Annotated in this window: 17 protein-coding genes; 8 read left to right on the plus strand and 9 right to left on the minus strand. The window is 67.0% G+C overall.

Annotation, left to right across the window (positions count from 1 at the left end; translation table 11 throughout):
* The first annotated feature begins 173 nt into the window (after positions 1–173).
* Positions 174–2,183: a DNA polymerase III subunits gamma/tau gene (locus ACNQVK_RS06935; protein ID WP_418028937.1), complete on the plus strand. Its 2,010-nt coding sequence runs from the start codon at positions 174–176 to the stop codon at positions 2,181–2,183.
* A 6-nt stretch (positions 2,184–2,189) separates the two neighbouring features.
* Here ACNQVK_RS06935 and ACNQVK_RS06940 read toward each other — a convergent pair whose 3' ends face one another.
* The 4 genes from ACNQVK_RS06940 to ACNQVK_RS06955 form a co-directional block, all read right to left on the minus strand.
* The gene (locus ACNQVK_RS06940; RefSeq protein WP_418028938.1) at positions 2,190–3,122 is read right to left on the minus strand and encodes an AraC family transcriptional regulator; all 933 of its coding nucleotides are present in this window, start codon (positions 3,120–3,122) and stop codon (positions 2,190–2,192) included.
* Between the two features lie 31 nt (positions 3,123–3,153).
* The gene (locus ACNQVK_RS06945; protein WP_418028939.1) at positions 3,154–3,894 is read right to left on the minus strand and encodes an SDR family oxidoreductase; all 741 of its coding nucleotides are present in this window, start codon (positions 3,892–3,894) and stop codon (positions 3,154–3,156) included.
* Between the two features lie 86 nt (positions 3,895–3,980).
* Positions 3,981–5,294 (minus strand): class I SAM-dependent methyltransferase, encoded by a 1,314-nt coding sequence (locus tag ACNQVK_RS06950; RefSeq protein WP_418028940.1) that lies wholly within the window; start codon positions 5,292–5,294, stop codon positions 3,981–3,983.
* A 13-nt stretch (positions 5,295–5,307) separates the two neighbouring features.
* A complete protein-coding gene (locus ACNQVK_RS06955; RefSeq protein ID WP_418028941.1) occupies positions 5,308–6,699 on the minus strand; it encodes an FAD-binding oxidoreductase in 1,392 nt (463 codons plus the stop codon).
* Between the two features lie 74 nt (positions 6,700–6,773).
* On the opposite strand from ACNQVK_RS06955, the gene ACNQVK_RS06960 reads away from it, so the two are divergent.
* Together ACNQVK_RS06960 and ACNQVK_RS06965 are read left to right on the plus strand one after the other, a co-directional pair.
* Complete coding sequence (locus ACNQVK_RS06960; protein ID WP_044521372.1) at positions 6,774–7,211, plus strand: SRPBCC family protein; 438 nt, start codon at positions 6,774–6,776, stop codon at positions 7,209–7,211.
* Between the two features lie 108 nt (positions 7,212–7,319).
* Positions 7,320–8,291: an IS481 family transposase gene (locus ACNQVK_RS06965; protein ID WP_047328137.1), complete on the plus strand. Its 972-nt coding sequence runs from the start codon at positions 7,320–7,322 to the stop codon at positions 8,289–8,291.
* Here ACNQVK_RS06965 and ACNQVK_RS06970 read toward each other — a convergent pair.
* On the minus strand, positions 8,288–9,016 hold the full coding sequence (locus ACNQVK_RS06970; protein ID WP_409549082.1) for an Rv3717 family N-acetylmuramoyl-L-alanine amidase: 729 nt from the start codon (positions 9,014–9,016) through the stop codon (positions 8,288–8,290). The two genes, ACNQVK_RS06965 and ACNQVK_RS06970, sit on opposite strands and share 4 nt — an antisense overlap.
* Positions 9,017–9,164: 148 nt before the next feature.
* On the opposite strand from ACNQVK_RS06970, the gene ACNQVK_RS06975 reads away from it, so the two are divergent.
* The 3 genes from ACNQVK_RS06975 (at position 9,165) to ACNQVK_RS06985 (ending at position 10,888) form a co-directional block, all read left to right on the plus strand.
* Positions 9,165–9,497 (plus strand): YbaB/EbfC family nucleoid-associated protein, encoded by a 333-nt coding sequence (locus ACNQVK_RS06975; protein WP_044521368.1) that lies wholly within the window; start codon positions 9,165–9,167, stop codon positions 9,495–9,497.
* Positions 9,498–10,109: a recombination mediator RecR gene (gene recR / locus ACNQVK_RS06980; protein ID WP_003883644.1), complete on the plus strand. Its 612-nt coding sequence runs from the start codon at positions 9,498–9,500 to the stop codon at positions 10,107–10,109.
* Between the two features lie 65 nt (positions 10,110–10,174).
* Positions 10,175–10,888: an MBL fold metallo-hydrolase gene (locus tag ACNQVK_RS06985; protein WP_418028942.1), complete on the plus strand. Its 714-nt coding sequence runs from the start codon at positions 10,175–10,177 to the stop codon at positions 10,886–10,888.
* An 8-nt stretch (positions 10,889–10,896) separates the two neighbouring features.
* On the opposite strand, the gene ACNQVK_RS06990 is transcribed toward ACNQVK_RS06985, so the two are convergent.
* Together ACNQVK_RS06990 and ACNQVK_RS06995 are read right to left on the minus strand one after the other, a co-directional pair.
* Positions 10,897–11,598 carry a type 1 glutamine amidotransferase gene (locus tag ACNQVK_RS06990; protein ID WP_418034012.1) on the minus strand — a complete coding sequence of 234 codons (702 nt, stop codon included), beginning with the start codon at positions 11,596–11,598 and terminating at the stop codon, positions 10,897–10,899.
* A gap of 5 nt (positions 11,599–11,603) precedes the next feature.
* Positions 11,604–12,824 carry a MurT ligase domain-containing protein gene (locus ACNQVK_RS06995; protein ID WP_418028943.1) on the minus strand — a complete coding sequence of 407 codons (1,221 nt, stop codon included), beginning with the start codon at positions 12,822–12,824 and terminating at the stop codon, positions 11,604–11,606.
* 157 nt (positions 12,825–12,981) lie between these two features.
* Here ACNQVK_RS06995 and ACNQVK_RS07000 point away from each other — a divergent pair, with 157 nt between their 5' ends.
* The gene (locus tag ACNQVK_RS07000; RefSeq protein WP_418028944.1) at positions 12,982–13,911 is read left to right on the plus strand and encodes a DEDDh family exonuclease; all 930 of its coding nucleotides are present in this window, start codon (positions 12,982–12,984) and stop codon (positions 13,909–13,911) included.
* On the opposite strand, the gene ACNQVK_RS07005 is transcribed toward ACNQVK_RS07000, so the two are convergent.
* Positions 13,893–15,374 carry a carotenoid oxygenase family protein gene (locus ACNQVK_RS07005; RefSeq protein WP_418028946.1) on the minus strand — a complete coding sequence of 494 codons (1,482 nt, stop codon included), beginning with the start codon at positions 15,372–15,374 and terminating at the stop codon, positions 13,893–13,895. The two genes, ACNQVK_RS07000 and ACNQVK_RS07005, sit on opposite strands and share 19 nt — an antisense overlap.
* A gap of 15 nt (positions 15,375–15,389) precedes the next feature.
* Here ACNQVK_RS07005 and ACNQVK_RS07010 point away from each other — a divergent pair, with 15 nt between their 5' ends.
* Positions 15,390–16,124 (plus strand): TetR/AcrR family transcriptional regulator, encoded by a 735-nt coding sequence (locus tag ACNQVK_RS07010; protein WP_418028947.1) that lies wholly within the window; start codon positions 15,390–15,392, stop codon positions 16,122–16,124.
* Here the strand turns inward: ACNQVK_RS07010 and ACNQVK_RS07015 are convergent.
* Complete coding sequence (locus ACNQVK_RS07015) at positions 16,114–16,503, minus strand: SHOCT domain-containing protein (protein ID WP_418028948.1); 390 nt, start codon at positions 16,501–16,503, stop codon at positions 16,114–16,116. The genes ACNQVK_RS07010 and ACNQVK_RS07015 overlap by 11 nt on opposite strands.
* Positions 16,504–16,514: the final 11 nt, after the last annotated feature.

The following is a 16,514-nucleotide window of genomic DNA, read 5'->3' on the forward strand; positions in this document are numbered from 1 at the left end:
CAAAGATGGGTGTGTGCCGGTCTCGGCGTCGCCGGCCTGTGGATGAATCGCGGGCTGTGCAGAACTCTGTGTTGACGTTGAGTTGACGCTGCATTTGTGCGGGTAGCCGTGTGCGCGGTTGCAAAGTCAACGGGCACCGGCGCGGCGTCGGACGCAGTCGGTAGCCTTCTTCCGTGGCTCTCTACCGCAAATACCGGCCGGCAAGCTTCGCGGAAGTCGTTGGCCAGGAACATGTCACCGAGCCGCTATCTACTGCGCTGACCGCAGGCCGGATCAACCACGCCTACCTGTTCTCCGGGCCGCGCGGCTGCGGCAAGACATCCTCGGCGCGCATCCTGGCCCGCTCGCTCAACTGCGAGCAGGGGCCCACGCCCACACCCTGCGGGGTCTGCGACTCGTGCGTCGCGCTGGCCCCCAACGGCCCGGGCAACCTCGACGTCACCGAACTCGACGCGGCCAGCCACGGTGGCGTCGACGACACCCGAGAACTGCGCGACCGAGCGTTCTTCACCCCTGCGCAATCCCGCTACCGCATCTTCATCATCGACGAAGCGCACATGGTCACCACGGCCGGTTTCAACGCGCTCCTCAAGATCGTCGAGGAGCCGCCCGAGCACCTGATCTTCGTGTTCGCCACCACCGAACCGGAGAAGGTGCTGCCGACCATCCGGTCGCGTACCCACCACTACCCGTTCCGGCTGCTGGCCCCGCGCACCATGCGCCCGCTGCTCGAGCGCATCTGCGCCGAGGAGAACGTCAACGTCGACGACGCGGTGTACCCGCTGGTCATCCGCGCCGGCGGCGGTTCCCCCCGCGACACGCTCTCGGTGCTCGATCAGCTGCTTGCCGGCTCCGAGCAGGGCGCCACCGGCAACCACATCACCTATCAGCGGGCGCTGGCGCTACTCGGTGCCACGGACATGGCGCTCATCGACGATGCGGTCGAGGCACTGGCCGCCGGCGACGCGGCCGCATTGTTCGGCGCCGTGGAGGCGGTGATCGACGCCGGGCATGATCCGCGGCGCTTCGCCACCGATCTGCTGGAACGCTTTCGGGATCTGATCGTGCTGCAGGCCGTGCCCGACGCGGTCACCCGCGGTGTCGTGGACGCACCGGCCGACGTGCTGGAGCGGATGCGGGAGCAGGCCGACAAGGTGGGCGCGGCCACGCTGGCCCGCTATGCCGAGGTGGTGCACGCGGGCCTCGGGGAGATGCGTGGCGCGACCGCGCCGCGGCTGCTGCTGGAAGTGGTGTGTGCCCGGCTGCTGCTGCCCTCGGCGCATGACACCGAGTCGGCGCTGCTGCAGCGCATCGAACGCATCGAGACCCGGCTGGACCTGTCGATCCCGGCCGGCGAGGCCGCGGCATCGGCCGCCCGCCCCGCCGCCGAGCCCGCCAAGACCTTCACCCGGCGCAGCCAGGCGGCCCCGGTAGAGGCCCCTGCCGAGGCTCCCGCCCCGACGCCGCCGCCCGCTCCCGAACCGGTCGCCGCTCCGGAACCGGTCGCCGCTCCGGAACCGGTCGCCGTCCCCGAACCGGTCTCGGCACCGCCGCCACCGCCACCCGCTCCGGAACCCGAGCCCGAGCCGCCGCTCCCGCCGGAGCCCGACTTCGAGCCCGAGCCTGCCCCGGAACCCGAGCCCGAACCCCTGCCGGCGCCGGCAGCGGTGACCCCCGGTGGCGAGCCCAACGCAGCCGCCGTGCGCTCGATGTGGACGACGGTGCGGGAGAAGGTGCGCGAACGCAGCCGCACCACCGAGGTCATGCTGTCGGGGGCGATCGTGCGAGCGGTCGAGGACAAAACCCTTGTGCTGTCTCATGAATCACCGCCGCTGGCGAAGCGGCTCACCGAGTCGCGCAATGCCGATGTGATCCGGGATGCGCTCAAGGATGCGCTCGGGGTGGACTGGCAGATCCGCTGTGAGGTCGGCACTGCGGAGGCGGCCCCACCGCCCCCGCCGAAGGCCGCCAAACCCCCGCCGCGGGTCCCGACCCGCCCGGGCCGGGTCATTCCCGAACCCGAGCCGGTGCCAGATCCCGAACCGCCGCCGTCCCCGGAGCAGGAAGAGGCAGAGATGCTCGCCGAGGCTTCGCAGAGCGAGGCCGGGCCGCGCCGCGACCCCGAAGAGGTCGCACTGGAACTGCTTCAGAACGAACTGGGCGCGCGAAAGATCGAGAGCTGACGCTGATCAGTCCCCGCTGCCGCGGGCGTATTCGCGTGGGGAGCATCCGGTCACTCGGGTGAACGCGGTGGTGAACGCACTGGCCGACTGGTAGCCGGTCCTGGCCGCGATCTCTCCGATCGCGAGTTGCTCGGATTGCAGCATGTCCTTGGCCAGTGCTACCCGCCACTCCAGGACGTACTGCATGGGGGGCATCCCGATCGTGTTCGCGAACCGTTCCGCGAATACGGCGCGGGACATGTTCGCGGTGCGGGCCAGCTTCTCGACCGTCCAGTGCTCGGCGACGCCGTCGTGAATCTCTCGCAGGGCACCGGCGAGCTGCGGATCGGAAAGCCCGGCGATCAGGCCGTTCTCGCCTGCGGTGGGACGTTCGGTTCGGAACCGGCAGGCCTCGATCAGCAGCACCTCGACGAGCCGCTCGAGGATCGGTTCGCGACACGGACGTTGCGCGATCGCCTCGTCGGTGATGAGTTCGACGATCCGGTTCAGGCGGGCCGAGCCTGATTCGTCGTGCCGGATGAGAATCGTTGGCGGGAGGAGCTTTACCAGCAGCCTGGCGTTGGCCCGATCAAAGCGGAAGTATCCACCGAGCATCCGCATCGGCTCCGGTCCGTCCGCCGGTCCGTAATGGGAATCGGCGGCCGGATGGAGTTCTACGTCGGTCGGTGCCAAGGCGGGGTCGCTGGCCATCACGAAACTGGGTGTCTCGGGCAGTAACAGGAAGTCGCCCGCGAACAGTTCGACGGGATCGATGCCGTCCGGGCTGAGCCAGCAGTTGCCCGCCAACATCAGACAGAACGAGGGGTCGGCGTAGCGCGGCTTGCGGATACTCCAGTCGCCGGCTCCGCTGACGACCTTCGACAGCACGACCTGGGGACGCAGCAACGGAATGACCGTTTCGAGCGGATCGGCCACGGAGGCGACACCTGCCGGGGGCATGCCGACAAGATAGCGCCTCCGCCATGCCGGTCTACCGGCCTGCGAGCGCCACCGCGTCTGCGCCGGCCGGGAACCGCAGCCGGCCGGACGTGTCGGTCGCGGCCTGGTAGACGGTCTCGGCGACGTCGGCCTCGGTCGTGAAGACGGTGGCCTGCCCGAACGCGGCCAGGATCGGTGCGGCGAACGCCTGATACGGCTCGGGAATCAGTCCGTCCATCCGGGTCGCACCGTTACTGGTGAAGCTCGTCGTCGGCCCGTAGCCCGGTTCGACAAGTTTCGCCGTCACGTTCACCGCCTCGAGTTCGAGTGCCAGTGACGCGGTGAATCCTTCGATCGCCATCTTGCTGGCGGTGTACACCGCGGCCAACGGCATCGCCGTCAGCGTCACGCTCGACGTCACGTTGACCACCACCCCGGACCCGCGCGTTCGCATCTGGGGCAGCACAGCCTGTGTCGTGGCGATCACGCCGAATGTGTTGGTCTCGAACACTTCCCGGATCGTGTCCATCGACATGGGCTCGAAGGCGCCGACGACGCCGATGCCCGCATTGTTGACCAGCACGTCGATCGGGCCACTGGCCTCGATAGCCACCGAGATGCTTTCGGGGTCGGTGACGTCCAGCGCCACCAACTGGATTCGGTCCGATTCCGGCAGCAGCCCGGTGCGCGGCGTGCGCATCGTGGCGATCACGTTCCAACCGTTGGCGTGGAAGTGGCGGGCGGTTTCGAGTCCGTACCCTGATGAACAACCCGTGATGAGAACCGTTTTCATGGTTCAAACGGTATGAGGCTCACCCAAGACGATCAATAACGAATCATCCGGAAAACGTTACCGATCGTCTTGGCTAAGTTTGGGTTCTAGGCGGTCCACCACGGCCGCAGCGGCAGGCCGCCGTCGTTGCCGCGGTCGTCGAGCTTGACGGCCAGAACCTGGTGCAGCTGGACGACATTCGTCTCGAAGCCGAGCCTGGAGCCCGCCATGTACAGGCCCCACACCTTGGCGGTGGGCAGCCCGACCTCGGCGACGGCCTCGTCCCAGTGCTCGACGAGGTTGGCGCACCAGTCGCGCAGCGTCATCGCGTAGTGGTTGCGAAGGTTCTCCTCGTGCATGACCTCCAGGCCGACGTCCTGCACCTCGGTGATGATGCGTCCCGAGCCGGTCAGCTCGCCGTCCGGGAACACGTAGCGGTCGATGAAACCTCCGGCGGCCGCTCCGCTTCGGTTGTCGTGGCGGGTGATGCAGTGGTTGAGCAGCAGCGCACCGGTACGCATCTTCGACTTCAGGAAACCGAAGTACGACGGATAGTTGTGCACGCCGATGTGCTCGGTCAGGCCGATCGAGGAGACGGCGTCGAACCCGGTCTCGGCGATGTCGCGGTAGTCGCCGTGGCGCACCTCGGCCAGGTCTCCGAGACCCTCCCTGACGATGGCCTCCTGCGCCCACCGGGCCTGTTCCTTGGACAGTGTCACCCCGATCGCCTTGACCCCGTGGCGTGCGGCGTAACGCACCATGCCGCCCCATCCGCAGCCGACGTCGAGCAAGCGGTCACCGGGTTGGAGCCGTAGCTTCTCGAACACCAGGCGGTACTTGTTGTCCTGCGCCTCCTCCAGGCCGGCATCGGCATCCGGGTAGCACGCGCAGGTGTAGGTCATCGACGGCCCGAGCACCCACTCATAGAACGTGTTCGACACGTCGTAGTGGTGGTGGATCGCCTCGGCGTCGCGGGTCTTGCTGTGTCGCAACCCCTCTACCGCCCGGCGCCACCGCGGCAGCGCCTCCTGCGGCGGCGGCGCGATGGGCTTGAGGTGCTCGATGCCGATGGACCGCACGATGTTGGCCAGCACCCGGGCGGGCGGACGCTTGAACGCCATCTTCTCGGCCAGCGCGCACAGCAGCGGGTACGGGTCGCCGGGATGGACCCCGTACAGCTCCAGGTCGCCGGACACGTAGGCGCGGGCCAGGCCCAGATCCCCGGGAGCGGTCGCGAGATAGGTGGTGCCGCGCGGAGTCTTGAGGTCCAGGCCGAGCGTGGCGTCGGTGGGCCCCGAGGTGCTTCCGTCGTACGCGGTGAACTTCAGTGGCTGCGAGCCGGATGCGAAGATCTCCAGGATCTCGGCGAGGCTGAGCTTGTGGTCGGTTGCGTGCGTCGAGTGTTCTTTGAAGGTGGTCATCGCTGTTCTCCGTTCATCGGCGCAACACGGCTTTCGAATACAGGTCAAACAGACGTGAATCGGGGTCGTAGGACTTCTTGACGGCCTTGTAGGTCTCACCGCCGTAGAGCTGATCGAAATCCTCACGCGGATAGTAGGAATCGGAATACAGGGACTTGTGTCCGTCGAGCTCGCTGACCTTGTTCTCGATCAGCTTGTTGGTGTGGCCTTCCACCGGGCCGACCGGTACCGAGGACCAGAACCCGACGTTGACGTAGGTGTGGTGGGCGCGCAGGGGATAGAGGGGCCAGCCGGCCGCATGGCGATCGTCATCGCGTAACCGCAGTGGGCACAGCCAGATCGGTTCGATCGGCACGTTCTCCAGGAACCACGAGAGGAACCGTTCACAGTTCTCTATGGGCACCTCGATGTCCTGCACTACTCGCTCGCGGGGCGGGCGCCCGTTGCGCTTCTCGATACGGTCGGCGATGTTGAACCGCTGGTCGTAGCCGACGAGCTTCCAGTAGAAGCTGCTGCGCCGCAGCCGGCGCGGCCAGAACCGCCGGATGGTGGGGTTCTGCGCGCCGAATGCCCGTGAGCACCAGAACCAGTCGGTGTCCCAACGCCACAGATAGTCGTGAATCGTCAGCCGGTCGTGTTTCTCGCCGTGCGCGTGCTGGATCGAGCGGTAGTAGATGTCCTGGCCGGTGTAGTCGCTGACCGGGCCGGGCGTCGTCGTCTTGAAACCGACGCACAGGTAGCTCTCGTCGGCACTGAACACCACGCCGTCGAGGTAGTCGACCGGCTCGCCGTCCAGCCCACCGGTTTCGATGATCCGGTCCATCGCCGCGACGAGGTCGGTCAGCGAGTGAAACCGAAGGTGACGCAACGCGACAAAAGAGGTGACGGGTTCCAGCTCGATTCGAAGCCGTGTCGAATATCCGAGCGTGCCATATGAATTGGGGAACGTTCGAAACAGGTCGGGATGCTGTTCGGGTGATGCGGTGACGATTTCGCCTGCCCCGGTGAGAATGTCCATCTCCAGCACCGATTCGTGCGGCAGACCGTTGCGGAATGACGTCGACTCGATGCCGAGGCCGGTGACGGCGCCGCCCAGCGTGATGGTCTTGAGCTGCGGCACCACCAGCGGCGCCAGGCCGTGCGGCAGCGTCGCGGCCACCAGGTCCTCGTAGGTGCACATACCGGCGACGTCGGCGGTACGGGCTTCGGCGTCGACGGCGATCACATTGGTCAGCCCCGATACGTCCAGACCCTTGACATCGCTGCGATCTCGCGCACGGAACAGGTTCGACGTGGGCTTGGCAAGCCGCACCGTCGAATTGGGCGGTATGGCGCGGTAGCTGTCCAGTAGGCGCTGCACGCCAAGGGCATGGACAGCTTGTGCGTCAGTCGTAACAACAGACACACATATACGCTAGTCGGAGGTTGCCGACGATGCGACCGCAGACACGGGTAACACGAGTAAAAGGAGTTTCAGTCATGGGACAGGTCAGTGCGGTCAGCACGGTTCTGATCAACGCCGAGCCGGCCGCGGTGTTCGCCGCGATCGCGGACTACCAGACCGTGCGCCCGAAGATCCTCTCTTCGCACTACCGCGACTACCAGGTGCTCGAGGGTGGTCAGGGTGCGGGCACGGTGGCCAGCTGGAAGCTGCAGGCGACGGAGTCCCGGGTGCGTGACATCAAGGCGTCGGTGGACGTTGCCGGCCACACGGTGATCGAGAAGGACGCGAACTCCAGCCTGGTGACCAACTGGACTGTCGCCCCGGCGGGCGCCGGATCGTCGGTCAACCTCAAGACCAGCTGGACCGGTGCCGGCGGGGTCAAGGGCTTCTTCGAGAAGACTTTCGCACCGCTGGGCCTGCGCAAGATCCAGGACGAGGTGCTGGCCAACCTGAAGAAGGAAGTCGAGAGCTAGCTGTAACTCCCAGACAGGTTGTGAACGGCGTGGTGAGCGGAAGTAGGTGAGGACCTCCGGTATCGGTGTGGTTACCAAATACGCACATCCGATTACCGAGAGGTCCTCATGGTCCACGCTAATGCTTCGTTGACTCCTCGTGGGCGGTTGCGGCTTGCGCAGGCGGTTGTTGATCAGGGCTGGAGTTTGCGGCGCGCGGCTGAGCGGTTCCAATGTTCGGTGGCCACAGCCAAGAAATGGGCCGACCGTTATCGCGACGGTGGCGAAGCAGCGATGGTAGACCGGCCCAGCCGGCCGCATCGCAGTCCGTTGCGGTTGCCGAAACGACGTGAGCGGCGCATCGTCAACCTGCGCTTCACCCGGCGCTGGGGCCCACATCGCATCGCCGCTTACCTGCACCTGCCACGCTCGACCGTTGAGGCGGTGCTGCGCCGCTACCGGATGCCATTGCTGCGGCACCTGGACCAAAACACCGGGTTACCGGTACGCCGGCCCAAACCCCGCCGCTATGAGCACCCGGCTCCCGGCGACTTGGTCCATGTCGACGTCAAGAAACTGGGCCGCATCCCCGACGGGGGCGGCCATCGCAAGCTGGGTCGCCAAGCCGGCCGGCGCAACCGCTGCGGCATGGGATACACGTTCTTGCACCACGCCGTTGATGACCACTCCCGGCTGGCCTACTCCGAGGACCTCACCGACGAACGCAAAGAAACCGCCGCGGGATTCTGGAAACGCGCCAACGCGTTCTTCGCCGACCACGGCATCACCGTCAAACGAGTGTTGACCGACAATGGATCCTGTTACCGGTCAAAGAATTTCGCTGAAGCGCTCGGCCCCGACATCACCCACAAGAGGACCCGGCCCTACCGGCCACAGACCAACGGCAAAGTCGAGCGATTCAACCGCACCCTGACCACCGAATGGGCCTATGCGCAGACCTACCGCTCTGAGGCCGAACGCGCCGGAACCTACCAGCACTGGCTGCATCACTACAATCACCACCGACCCCACACCGGCATCGGCGGAATGACACCAATCGAGCGCCTACGCGTTCACAACCTACCCGTGAAGAACAGCTAGCGCGCCTGCGAACCCAGATACGCGGCGACACCCCGGGCGATTGCCTCGGCATACTTCTGCTGGCCGTCCGGGGTTTTCATCAGCGCTGAGTCGACCGGGTTCTTCATGTTGCCGCACTCGACGAGGATCGACGGGAACTGCGCCAAGTTGAGCCCGGCGATGTCGGAACGGGCGTCCAGACCACCGGAACCGATGTAGGTGGCGGGCGGGATGCCTGAGGCGGACAGCTGATCGCGCATGGTCTGGGCGAATTGCACAGACGGCCCGGCCTGCACATTGTTCAACGGCGGCGACGAGTAGAGCACGTGGAAGCCGCGGCCGTTGGGCGGGCCGCCGTCGGCGTGGATGGACACGATGGCGTTCGGCCGCAGTGCATTGGCCATCGAGGCCCGTTCGTCGACGCACGGGCCCAGCGCGTTGTCGTTGCCGCGTGACATCGCGGTGCGCACACCCATCTGGTTCAGGATGGCGCGTACCCGCAGCGTGGTGTCCCAGGTGAAGGTGTGCTCGGGGTAGCCGTCCGTGGTGGAGGTGCCGCTGGCCTGGCAGTCCTTGGTGCCGCCGCGGCCGGTGGGCACCTGGCGGCTGATCGACGCGTCGTTCGCGCCGTTGTGGCCGGGATCGAGGAAAACGATCATGCCGGCGATGTTCGAGGGAGCGGCGTTGGCGTGGGGAGCGTCGATGACAGCCGGGACGGCCGCGGCGACAAGGACGCTGCTGACCATCGCGGTGCCGACACGCACGCAGGCTGGGACTCGCACGGGCGCCACGCTAGCCCGCACGCCGACTAGGCTGAAAGTCCGAATCGCCGCCGACAGGCGAGAGCAACCAAGTCGAGACCAAGACGCAATCAACACGGCAAGGGGACCACGAATGCAACCCGGAGGCACGCCCGACATGTCGGCCCTGCTGGCGCAGGCGCAGCAAGTACAGCAGCAGCTCATGGAGGCGCAAGAGGCGCTGGCCAACTCCGAGGTGCACGGCCAGGCCGGCGGCGGGCTGGTCCAGGTCACGGTCAAGGGCAGCGGGGAGGTGATCGCGGTGGCGATCGATCCCAAGGTCGTTGACCCCGAGGACGTCGAGACCCTTCAGGACCTCATCGTCGGTGCCCTCGCCGATGCCTCCAATCAGGTGACCGCTTTGGCACAAAGCCGCCTGGGTCCGCTGGCCGGCGGGCTGGGCGGATTCGGACTTCCGGGGCTGTAAGTGTTCGAAGGCCCAGTACAGGATCTGATCGACGAGCTGGGCAAGCTGCCCGGCATCGGGCCCAAGAGCGCGCAGCGGATCGCGTTTCACCTGCTGAGCGTCGAGCCACCGGACATCGATCGGTTGACCGCGGTGCTGGGCCGCATCCGTGACGGCGTCACCTTCTGTGCGGTCTGCGGCAACGTCTCCGACGAGGAACGCTGCCGGATCTGCAAGGATCCCCGCCGCGATGCCTCGCTGGTGTGCGTGGTCGAGGAACCCAAGGACGTGCAGGCCGTCGAGCGCACCCGCGAATTCCGCGGCCGCTACCACGTGCTGGGCGGGGCGCTGGATCCGTTGTCGGGCGTCGGGCCCGACCAGCTGCGCATCCGTGAGCTGCTCAACCGGATCGGTGAACGCGTCGACGGCGTCGACGTGGCCGAGGTGATCATCGCGACCGACCCCAACACCGAGGGTGAGGCCACGGCTACCTATCTGGTCCGGATGCTGCGCGACATCCCCGGGCTGACGGTCACCCGCATCGCCTCGGGCCTGCCGATGGGCGGCGACCTGGAGTTCGCCGACGAACTCACCCTGGGCCGGGCACTGGCCGGCCGCCGCGCGATGGCCTGATCCGAGGTTTCGGCCACAGCGAAACCCCTCGACCGGCCATGGCCAAGGTCACTACGGTCGGTTCCATGGCGGATCTCCAACAGCTGGCGCCCTCGTTGTACCGGCTGCGCATCCCCGGTGAACGGGCGCACCTGCTCAACAGCTACCTGTGGCTGGACGGTGAAGGTGTCACGCTCATCGACACCGGGTGGCCGGACAGCTCCGGCCTGATCGCCGAGGCGCTGGCCGCGCTCGGCATGCGGCGCCTGCACGTCAAGCGCGTCGTGCTCACTCATTTCCACGAGGACCATTGCGGTGCGGCCGCCGAGATCGCGGACTGGTCCGACGTGGAGGTCGTCGCAGGCAAAGGTGACGCCGAGTTCATCCGCGGCGACGAATCCGGGCCACTGCCCGTGCTCACCGACTCGGAGCGCACGCTGCGCCCCGACTTCGTCGCCTCACCGCACGGCCCGGCCTGCCGGGTGGACCGGGTGGTCGGCGACGGTGACGTGCTGGACTTCGCCGGCGGGGCGCGGGTGATCGGCGTGCCCGGCCACACCCCGGGCGGCATCGCCCTCTATCTGCCGGCTGCCGACGCCGTGCTGACCGGCGACGTGGTCGCCGAGTCCGACGGCCAGGTGATCATGGGTGTTTTCAACACCGACCGCGCCGAGCTCGCCGACTCTGTGTCCAAGCTCGCTGCCACAGGCGCGCAGCGCGCCGGTTTCGGGCACGGTGAGCCGATTCTCACCGATGCCGCAGCCCGTATCGCTGCGGCGGTCGACGTTTTCGCCGCCTGACGTGCGAGCTACACCCGGCGCGGGGCGGCCAGGCGTTCGCGGCGCAGCAGCTCGACTTCCGGAAGCTCCAGCGGCGGCAGCTCACCCACCACCTGCGTCAGCAGATGGTCGGCCAGTTCCGGATTGCGGGCCAGGCACGGGCCGTGCAGATAGGTCGCCACCACGCTGCCTTGAACCGCGCCGTCATAGCCGTCGCCCAACCGGTTGCCCGCCCCTTTGGTGACCTTCGCCAGCGGCCTGGCATCGGGGCCGAGAACCGTTCCGCCACGGTGGTTTTCGAAACCCGTCAACGGCTGGGTGAGCCCGTCGAGCAGGGGAGTGGATGCCACCTCGCCGATGGTGCGGGCCTCTTGCGGCGACGTGGTGACGTCGAGCAGCCCGACGCCGTCCACCCGCTCGCCGGCCGAGGTCTCGTACCAGTGGCCGAGGACCTGGATCGCCGCGCAGATCGCGAGCACGGGCGCGCCCCGCGAAACCGCTTGTTGCAGACCGGGGTACCGGATCAGGTGCTTGGTGGCCAGCCGCTGCGCGTAGTCCTCGGCGCCACCGAGCGTGTACAGGTCCAGCGAATCCGGCACCGGGTCGGCCAAGGTGATCTCGACGATCTCGGCGTCGATACCGCGCAGCCGCAACCGCTGTTGCAGCACCACCGCATTGCCGCTGTCTCCGTAGGTCCCCATCACGTCGGGCAGCACGAGCCCGATCCGCACCGCACTCACGAGATCCGCCGATTCAGTTGCAGGAAGGCCGTGTAGTTGGCGATCACCTCGACATGCCCGGGCGGGCAGGAGTCGATCGCGGCGACGGTGTCGTGCACCAGTGAATGCTCGACGCCGGCGTAGCCGAGCCGCACCGCGAGGTCGGTGCCGCGTTCGCCTGCGGCGACCACGACGGTGTCGTCGAAGTGCTCGAACCGGACGTCCCACAGCCAGGACAAGTCCTCGCCGTCGGGCACCTGCCCGTTGACCGAGATGACGACGCCCGCGCCGTGCTTGTCGACCATGGACAGGGCCTCTTGCCATCCTGCCGGGTTCTTGGCCAGCAGGATCCGCGCGGTGTGCGTGCCGATCTGGACCGTGCGGTACCGCCCGGCGACCTCGTCGACGCCGGAGACCGTGGCGACCGCGGCGGCGGGGTCGGCGCCCAGCGCCACGGCCGCCGCGACGGCCTGGGTGGCGTTACCGCGGTTGACGGCGCCGGGCAGGGCCAGGGTCATCGGCAGCACCAGGCCGTCCGGACCGTAGATATGGGTGTCGTCGAACCACCACTGCGGGCTGGGACGTTTGAAGTCGCTGCCGGTCGAGTACCAGTCGCGGCCGTTGCGCTCGATGATCTCGCCGGATCGCGGGCAGCTCACCGAGTCACCCGCCCAGCTGCCGCCGGCGGCCACCCACACCACATTGGGGCTGTCGTAGGCGGCCGAGGTCATCAGGACGTCGTCGCAGTTGGCCACGATCACCGCGTCGGGATGACGGGCCAGCCCGCCTCGCAACGTGCGCTCGATGTGGTTGATCTCACCGACCCGGTCGAGCTGGTCACGGGACAGATTCAGCAAGACGATGACCGATGGCGACACCGCATCGCTGACGTGCGGGACATGCATCTCGTCGACTTCCAGGGCCGCCAGCGTGGCATCGCGGGCCCCGGCCAGCGCCGCCACCAGACCGGCGTCCATGTTGGCGCCTTCGGAGTTACTGGCCACCGGGCCGAGCGTGGCCAGGGCGGCCGCGGTCATCCGGGTGGTGGTCGACTTGCCATTGGTGCCGGTCACGACGACGCTGCGGCGGCCTTGGCCCAGTTGGCCCAGGATCGAGCGGTCCAGCGTCATCGCCACCAGGCCGCCGATCATCGCACCGGCGCCGCGGCCGGTGACCCGCGACGCCCAACGCGCGGTTGATCCGGCGGCCAGGGCGGCGCGCCCGCGAAGGGTCAGCATTCCGGCGATTTTAGGGGCACGACACGCTGCGACGCCGACCGAGGCGTCGCGGCGCGGCAATCGGACTCTGTCGGACTCGCGTGCCATCCTGGCGAATATGAGCAGCGCGTGGGGCAGACCGGCGGATTAGCCGGGCGCGGGCTGGGCCGTCGTCGACGTGGAGACCACGGGGTTCCGGCCGGGACAGGCACGCATCGTCAGCGTGGCCGCCCTCGCGGTCGGGGATGACGGAAATGTCGAGCGCAGTGTCGCGACCCTGCTGAACCCGGGTGTGGATCCAGGACCTACCCATGTGCACGGGCTGACGACCGAGATGCTGGAAGGTCAGCCGACCTTCGGGGACGTCGTCGACGAATTGAGCGACATCTTGCGTGGACGCACGTTGGTCGCACACAACGTGGGCTTCGACTACAGCTTCCTCGCCGCCGAGGCCGAGTTGGTCGGCGCCGAGCTGCCGATCGACAGCGTCATGTGCACCGTCGAGCTGGCCCGCCGGCTGGCGCTGGGCACCGAGAACCTGCGCCTGGAGACGCTGGCAGCGCATTGGGGCGTGAGCCAGATGAAGCCACACGATGCTCTCGACGACGCGTTGGTGCTGGCACAGATCCTGAAGCCGACCCTGGCCCGGGCCCGCGACCGCAAGGTCTGGTTGCCGCTGCGGGAGGTGAGCCGACGGCGCTGGCCCAATGGCCACATCACCCATGAAGAGCTGCGCCCGTTGAAGGTGCTGGCCTCGCGCCTGCCGTGCGAGTACGCCAACCCGGGTGTCTTCGTGCCGGGACGGCCGTTGGTGCAGGGCATGCGGGTGGCGCTGTCGGCCGAGGTGGCACGCACCCACGAGGAACTCGTCGAGCGCATCCTGCATGCCGGTCTGGCCTACACCGACCTGGTGGACCAGCAGACCTCGTTGGTGATCTGCAACGAAGCGGCTCCCGATCAGGGCAAGGGCTACCAGGCCGTCGAGGTGGGGGTGCCGCTGCTCGATGACGAGGCCTTCATGGGCCTGCTCACCCATGTCGTCGGTGGCTCCGACATCGAGCAGTTCTGCGACATCCCCGCCGAGAGCGATCAGTACACGCTGTTCTGAGGCGTAGTTCTGGGCCGCGCCACTTTTCGGCTGAATGTGCCGTGGAACCCCAGCGGCAGGTGATGGGCCAGATGTGCGGTGGCCAGAGGTCCGTCCGAGATGTGCCGGGCGTCGAGGATTGCCAGCGCCGAACGATGACTGAGCAGGTCGTGGTTGAGCACCAGCAGCCAGCCATCGTCTTCGGCGGCGGTGCGTGATCGCGGTACGAACAATGGTTCGCCGGTCTGAGCCAGTCCGAAGTCGAAGCTGGTTTGGATGCCGGTGCGATGGTCGATCTTGACGACGGAGTTGTAGTGACCGAGACCTTCGGTGGCGGCTGCGGCGTAGGTGATCGAGTGCTCGGAGGCGGACCGGCGCCAGTCGTACTGCGGGAACTCCATCGGCGAACTCTCAGATAGCACGGTCTCGGTGATCCGGCCGGACTTGCTGATGCGATAGCGGGCCAGGTGCCCGCGTGGCCACCGGTCGATGGTCAGGTGCGCTCGGGGATCGGCGTTCTGCCCCGCGGCTTCGATGCGCTCGCCGAGCTGGACGAAGATCTGTGGGTCTTCGAACCGGATGAATTCGACGACTGTGTCGCCACCGTCTTCGTAGGCGTTGGTGACGTGGATATGGGCGAGCGGATCATGCTCGATCACTCGAGGCTTGGAACCATCGCGGGGTACCAGCGCGAAGCGGGTCGACCCGTTGTGGAGCTGGTACTCCAATGCTCGTTCCAGTGAACGGGTGCGCAGCAGTGTCGGAATGTTGGGTCGCAGCGGATCCAGTACGAACACCATGTGGCGCTCGGTCAATGCAAAATCGTGATTCCACACCATGTCCCAGAGGCCGAGGGTGTTGATCTGGGTGCATCGTCCGCCAGGGTCGACGCGATAGCAGCGCAGTCGCGGTGTGGGCAACAGGTCGAGACCGAAGTTGAACACCTCGTTGGTGCGGGGGTCCCATTTGGGATGAGCAGAGAACGCGCCGAGGAATCCCAGGCGGTCGCCGTCGAAATGCTTGGTGCCCAAGGTTTCCAGTGAATCGGGGTGCACCTGGTGGGGAGGGCCGCCTTCCCACAGGGCCAGGAGTTCGCCGCAGATCGACACGATGTTGGTGTTGGCGGTGTTGGCCGGCGGGCGCAGGTTTCCCCGCAGCGATGGCGCGCTGGTGGTGATTCCGCGTTGCCTCATGGTGTTGCCACCCAGGTACTGCATCGTGCGGACATAGCGGTTGGTGAAGCGGACGGTCTGCCCGTCGAGAATGAAGCGCGACACCATCCCGTCGGCGTCGAACATCGTCTTCAGTACGGTGTCGCCCACCTCGAACTTGCCGGGACCGATGCGGAACAGCGTGCCGGTGAGGTCGGCCGGCAGCGTCCCCTCGATGCGGTTGACCTGGTAGTCGTATTCGCCGTACAGCGAGGCGAATGGCCGGCTGTGTAGTTCGGTCAGAGAAGGTCGCTCGGGAACAATGGCTGTCATGACACCCCTAATCTGATGACGGATGTCCTCAGTTTCGGCATGACAACATGCGATGTCAAGACGGGAGTGCGTGAGGTGACAGGCGCAGAGGGTGTTGCGGCCGGGGCCGGGCACCGGCGATACGCCGGCATGTCGGCCGAACAACGTCGTGCGGTGCGGCGCAGGGCGTTGTTGGACGCGGCCAAGGATCTGTGGCGAGAGGGCGGCCTACCTGCGGTGAGTGTCCGGGCCATCTCGGCGCGGGCGAAACTCACCGACCGCTATTTCTACGAGCAGTTCGCCGATATCGGTGCGCTCATCGGCGCGGTGATCGACGACATTCTCGAGGAATCGTTCACCGCCATGATCGAGGCGGGCAGCGCGCCACCTGAATCCGCGACCGTCGAGACACGCCTGACGCTGGGGTTGGCCGCCTTCGTCGAACATGCTGAAAGCGATCCGCTCGCTGTCCGCATCTACTTGACCGACGCCCGGCACGTCGACGCGGCTGCCCGGCACATTCGGGTGGCGCAATACCGGGTCGCGGCAGCCATATTGTCCGTCCTGCAGCCCGACCGCGATGCGGACCCGGAGAGCTTCGATGCGGCGTTGTTCTGTGTCGGTGGAGTGACGACGCTCCTCAACGAAAGGTTGCTGGACCCGTCGAAAGCTGTTGCCGCACACCACTTCGCCGCCCAGGCCGTAATCTGGTGCACCCGAATTCTCGGGACCGGAAACGACCCGGGCGGCTCGCCGCGGTCTACTGGCTGAGCGCCTTCGCCTTCAACCCGTCGAACTCGGCCTGGCTGATCGTGCCGGCATCCAGCAGCGCCTTGGCGTCGGCGATCTCCTGTGCCGGGGACCGGCCGGCTGCCTCGCGGATGTAGGCGTCGGTGTCCTGCTTGGCCGCCAGCGCGGCTGCCTGCGCGCGCTCGGACATGCCCTTACCCCGGGCGATCAGGTACACCAGCGCGGTAAGCCACGGGAACACGATCAGGAAGACCACCCAGACGGCCTTGATCCAGCCGGAGGTCTTGTGGTCACGCCAGAACAGGTCCGTGAGGATCTGGAACAGGACCAGCAGGTATGCGATCCAGGCGAAGATGATCAGGAAATGCCAGAGGAAATCCCATGTCGAGCCCCAGTCCATGGACTGCTCCT

Origin of the sequence: Mycobacterium sp. 134 (assembly GCF_048282715.1) — a bacterium.
In the GTDB taxonomy this organism is placed as follows: domain Bacteria; phylum Actinomycetota; class Actinomycetes; order Mycobacteriales; family Mycobacteriaceae; genus Mycobacterium; species Mycobacterium septicum.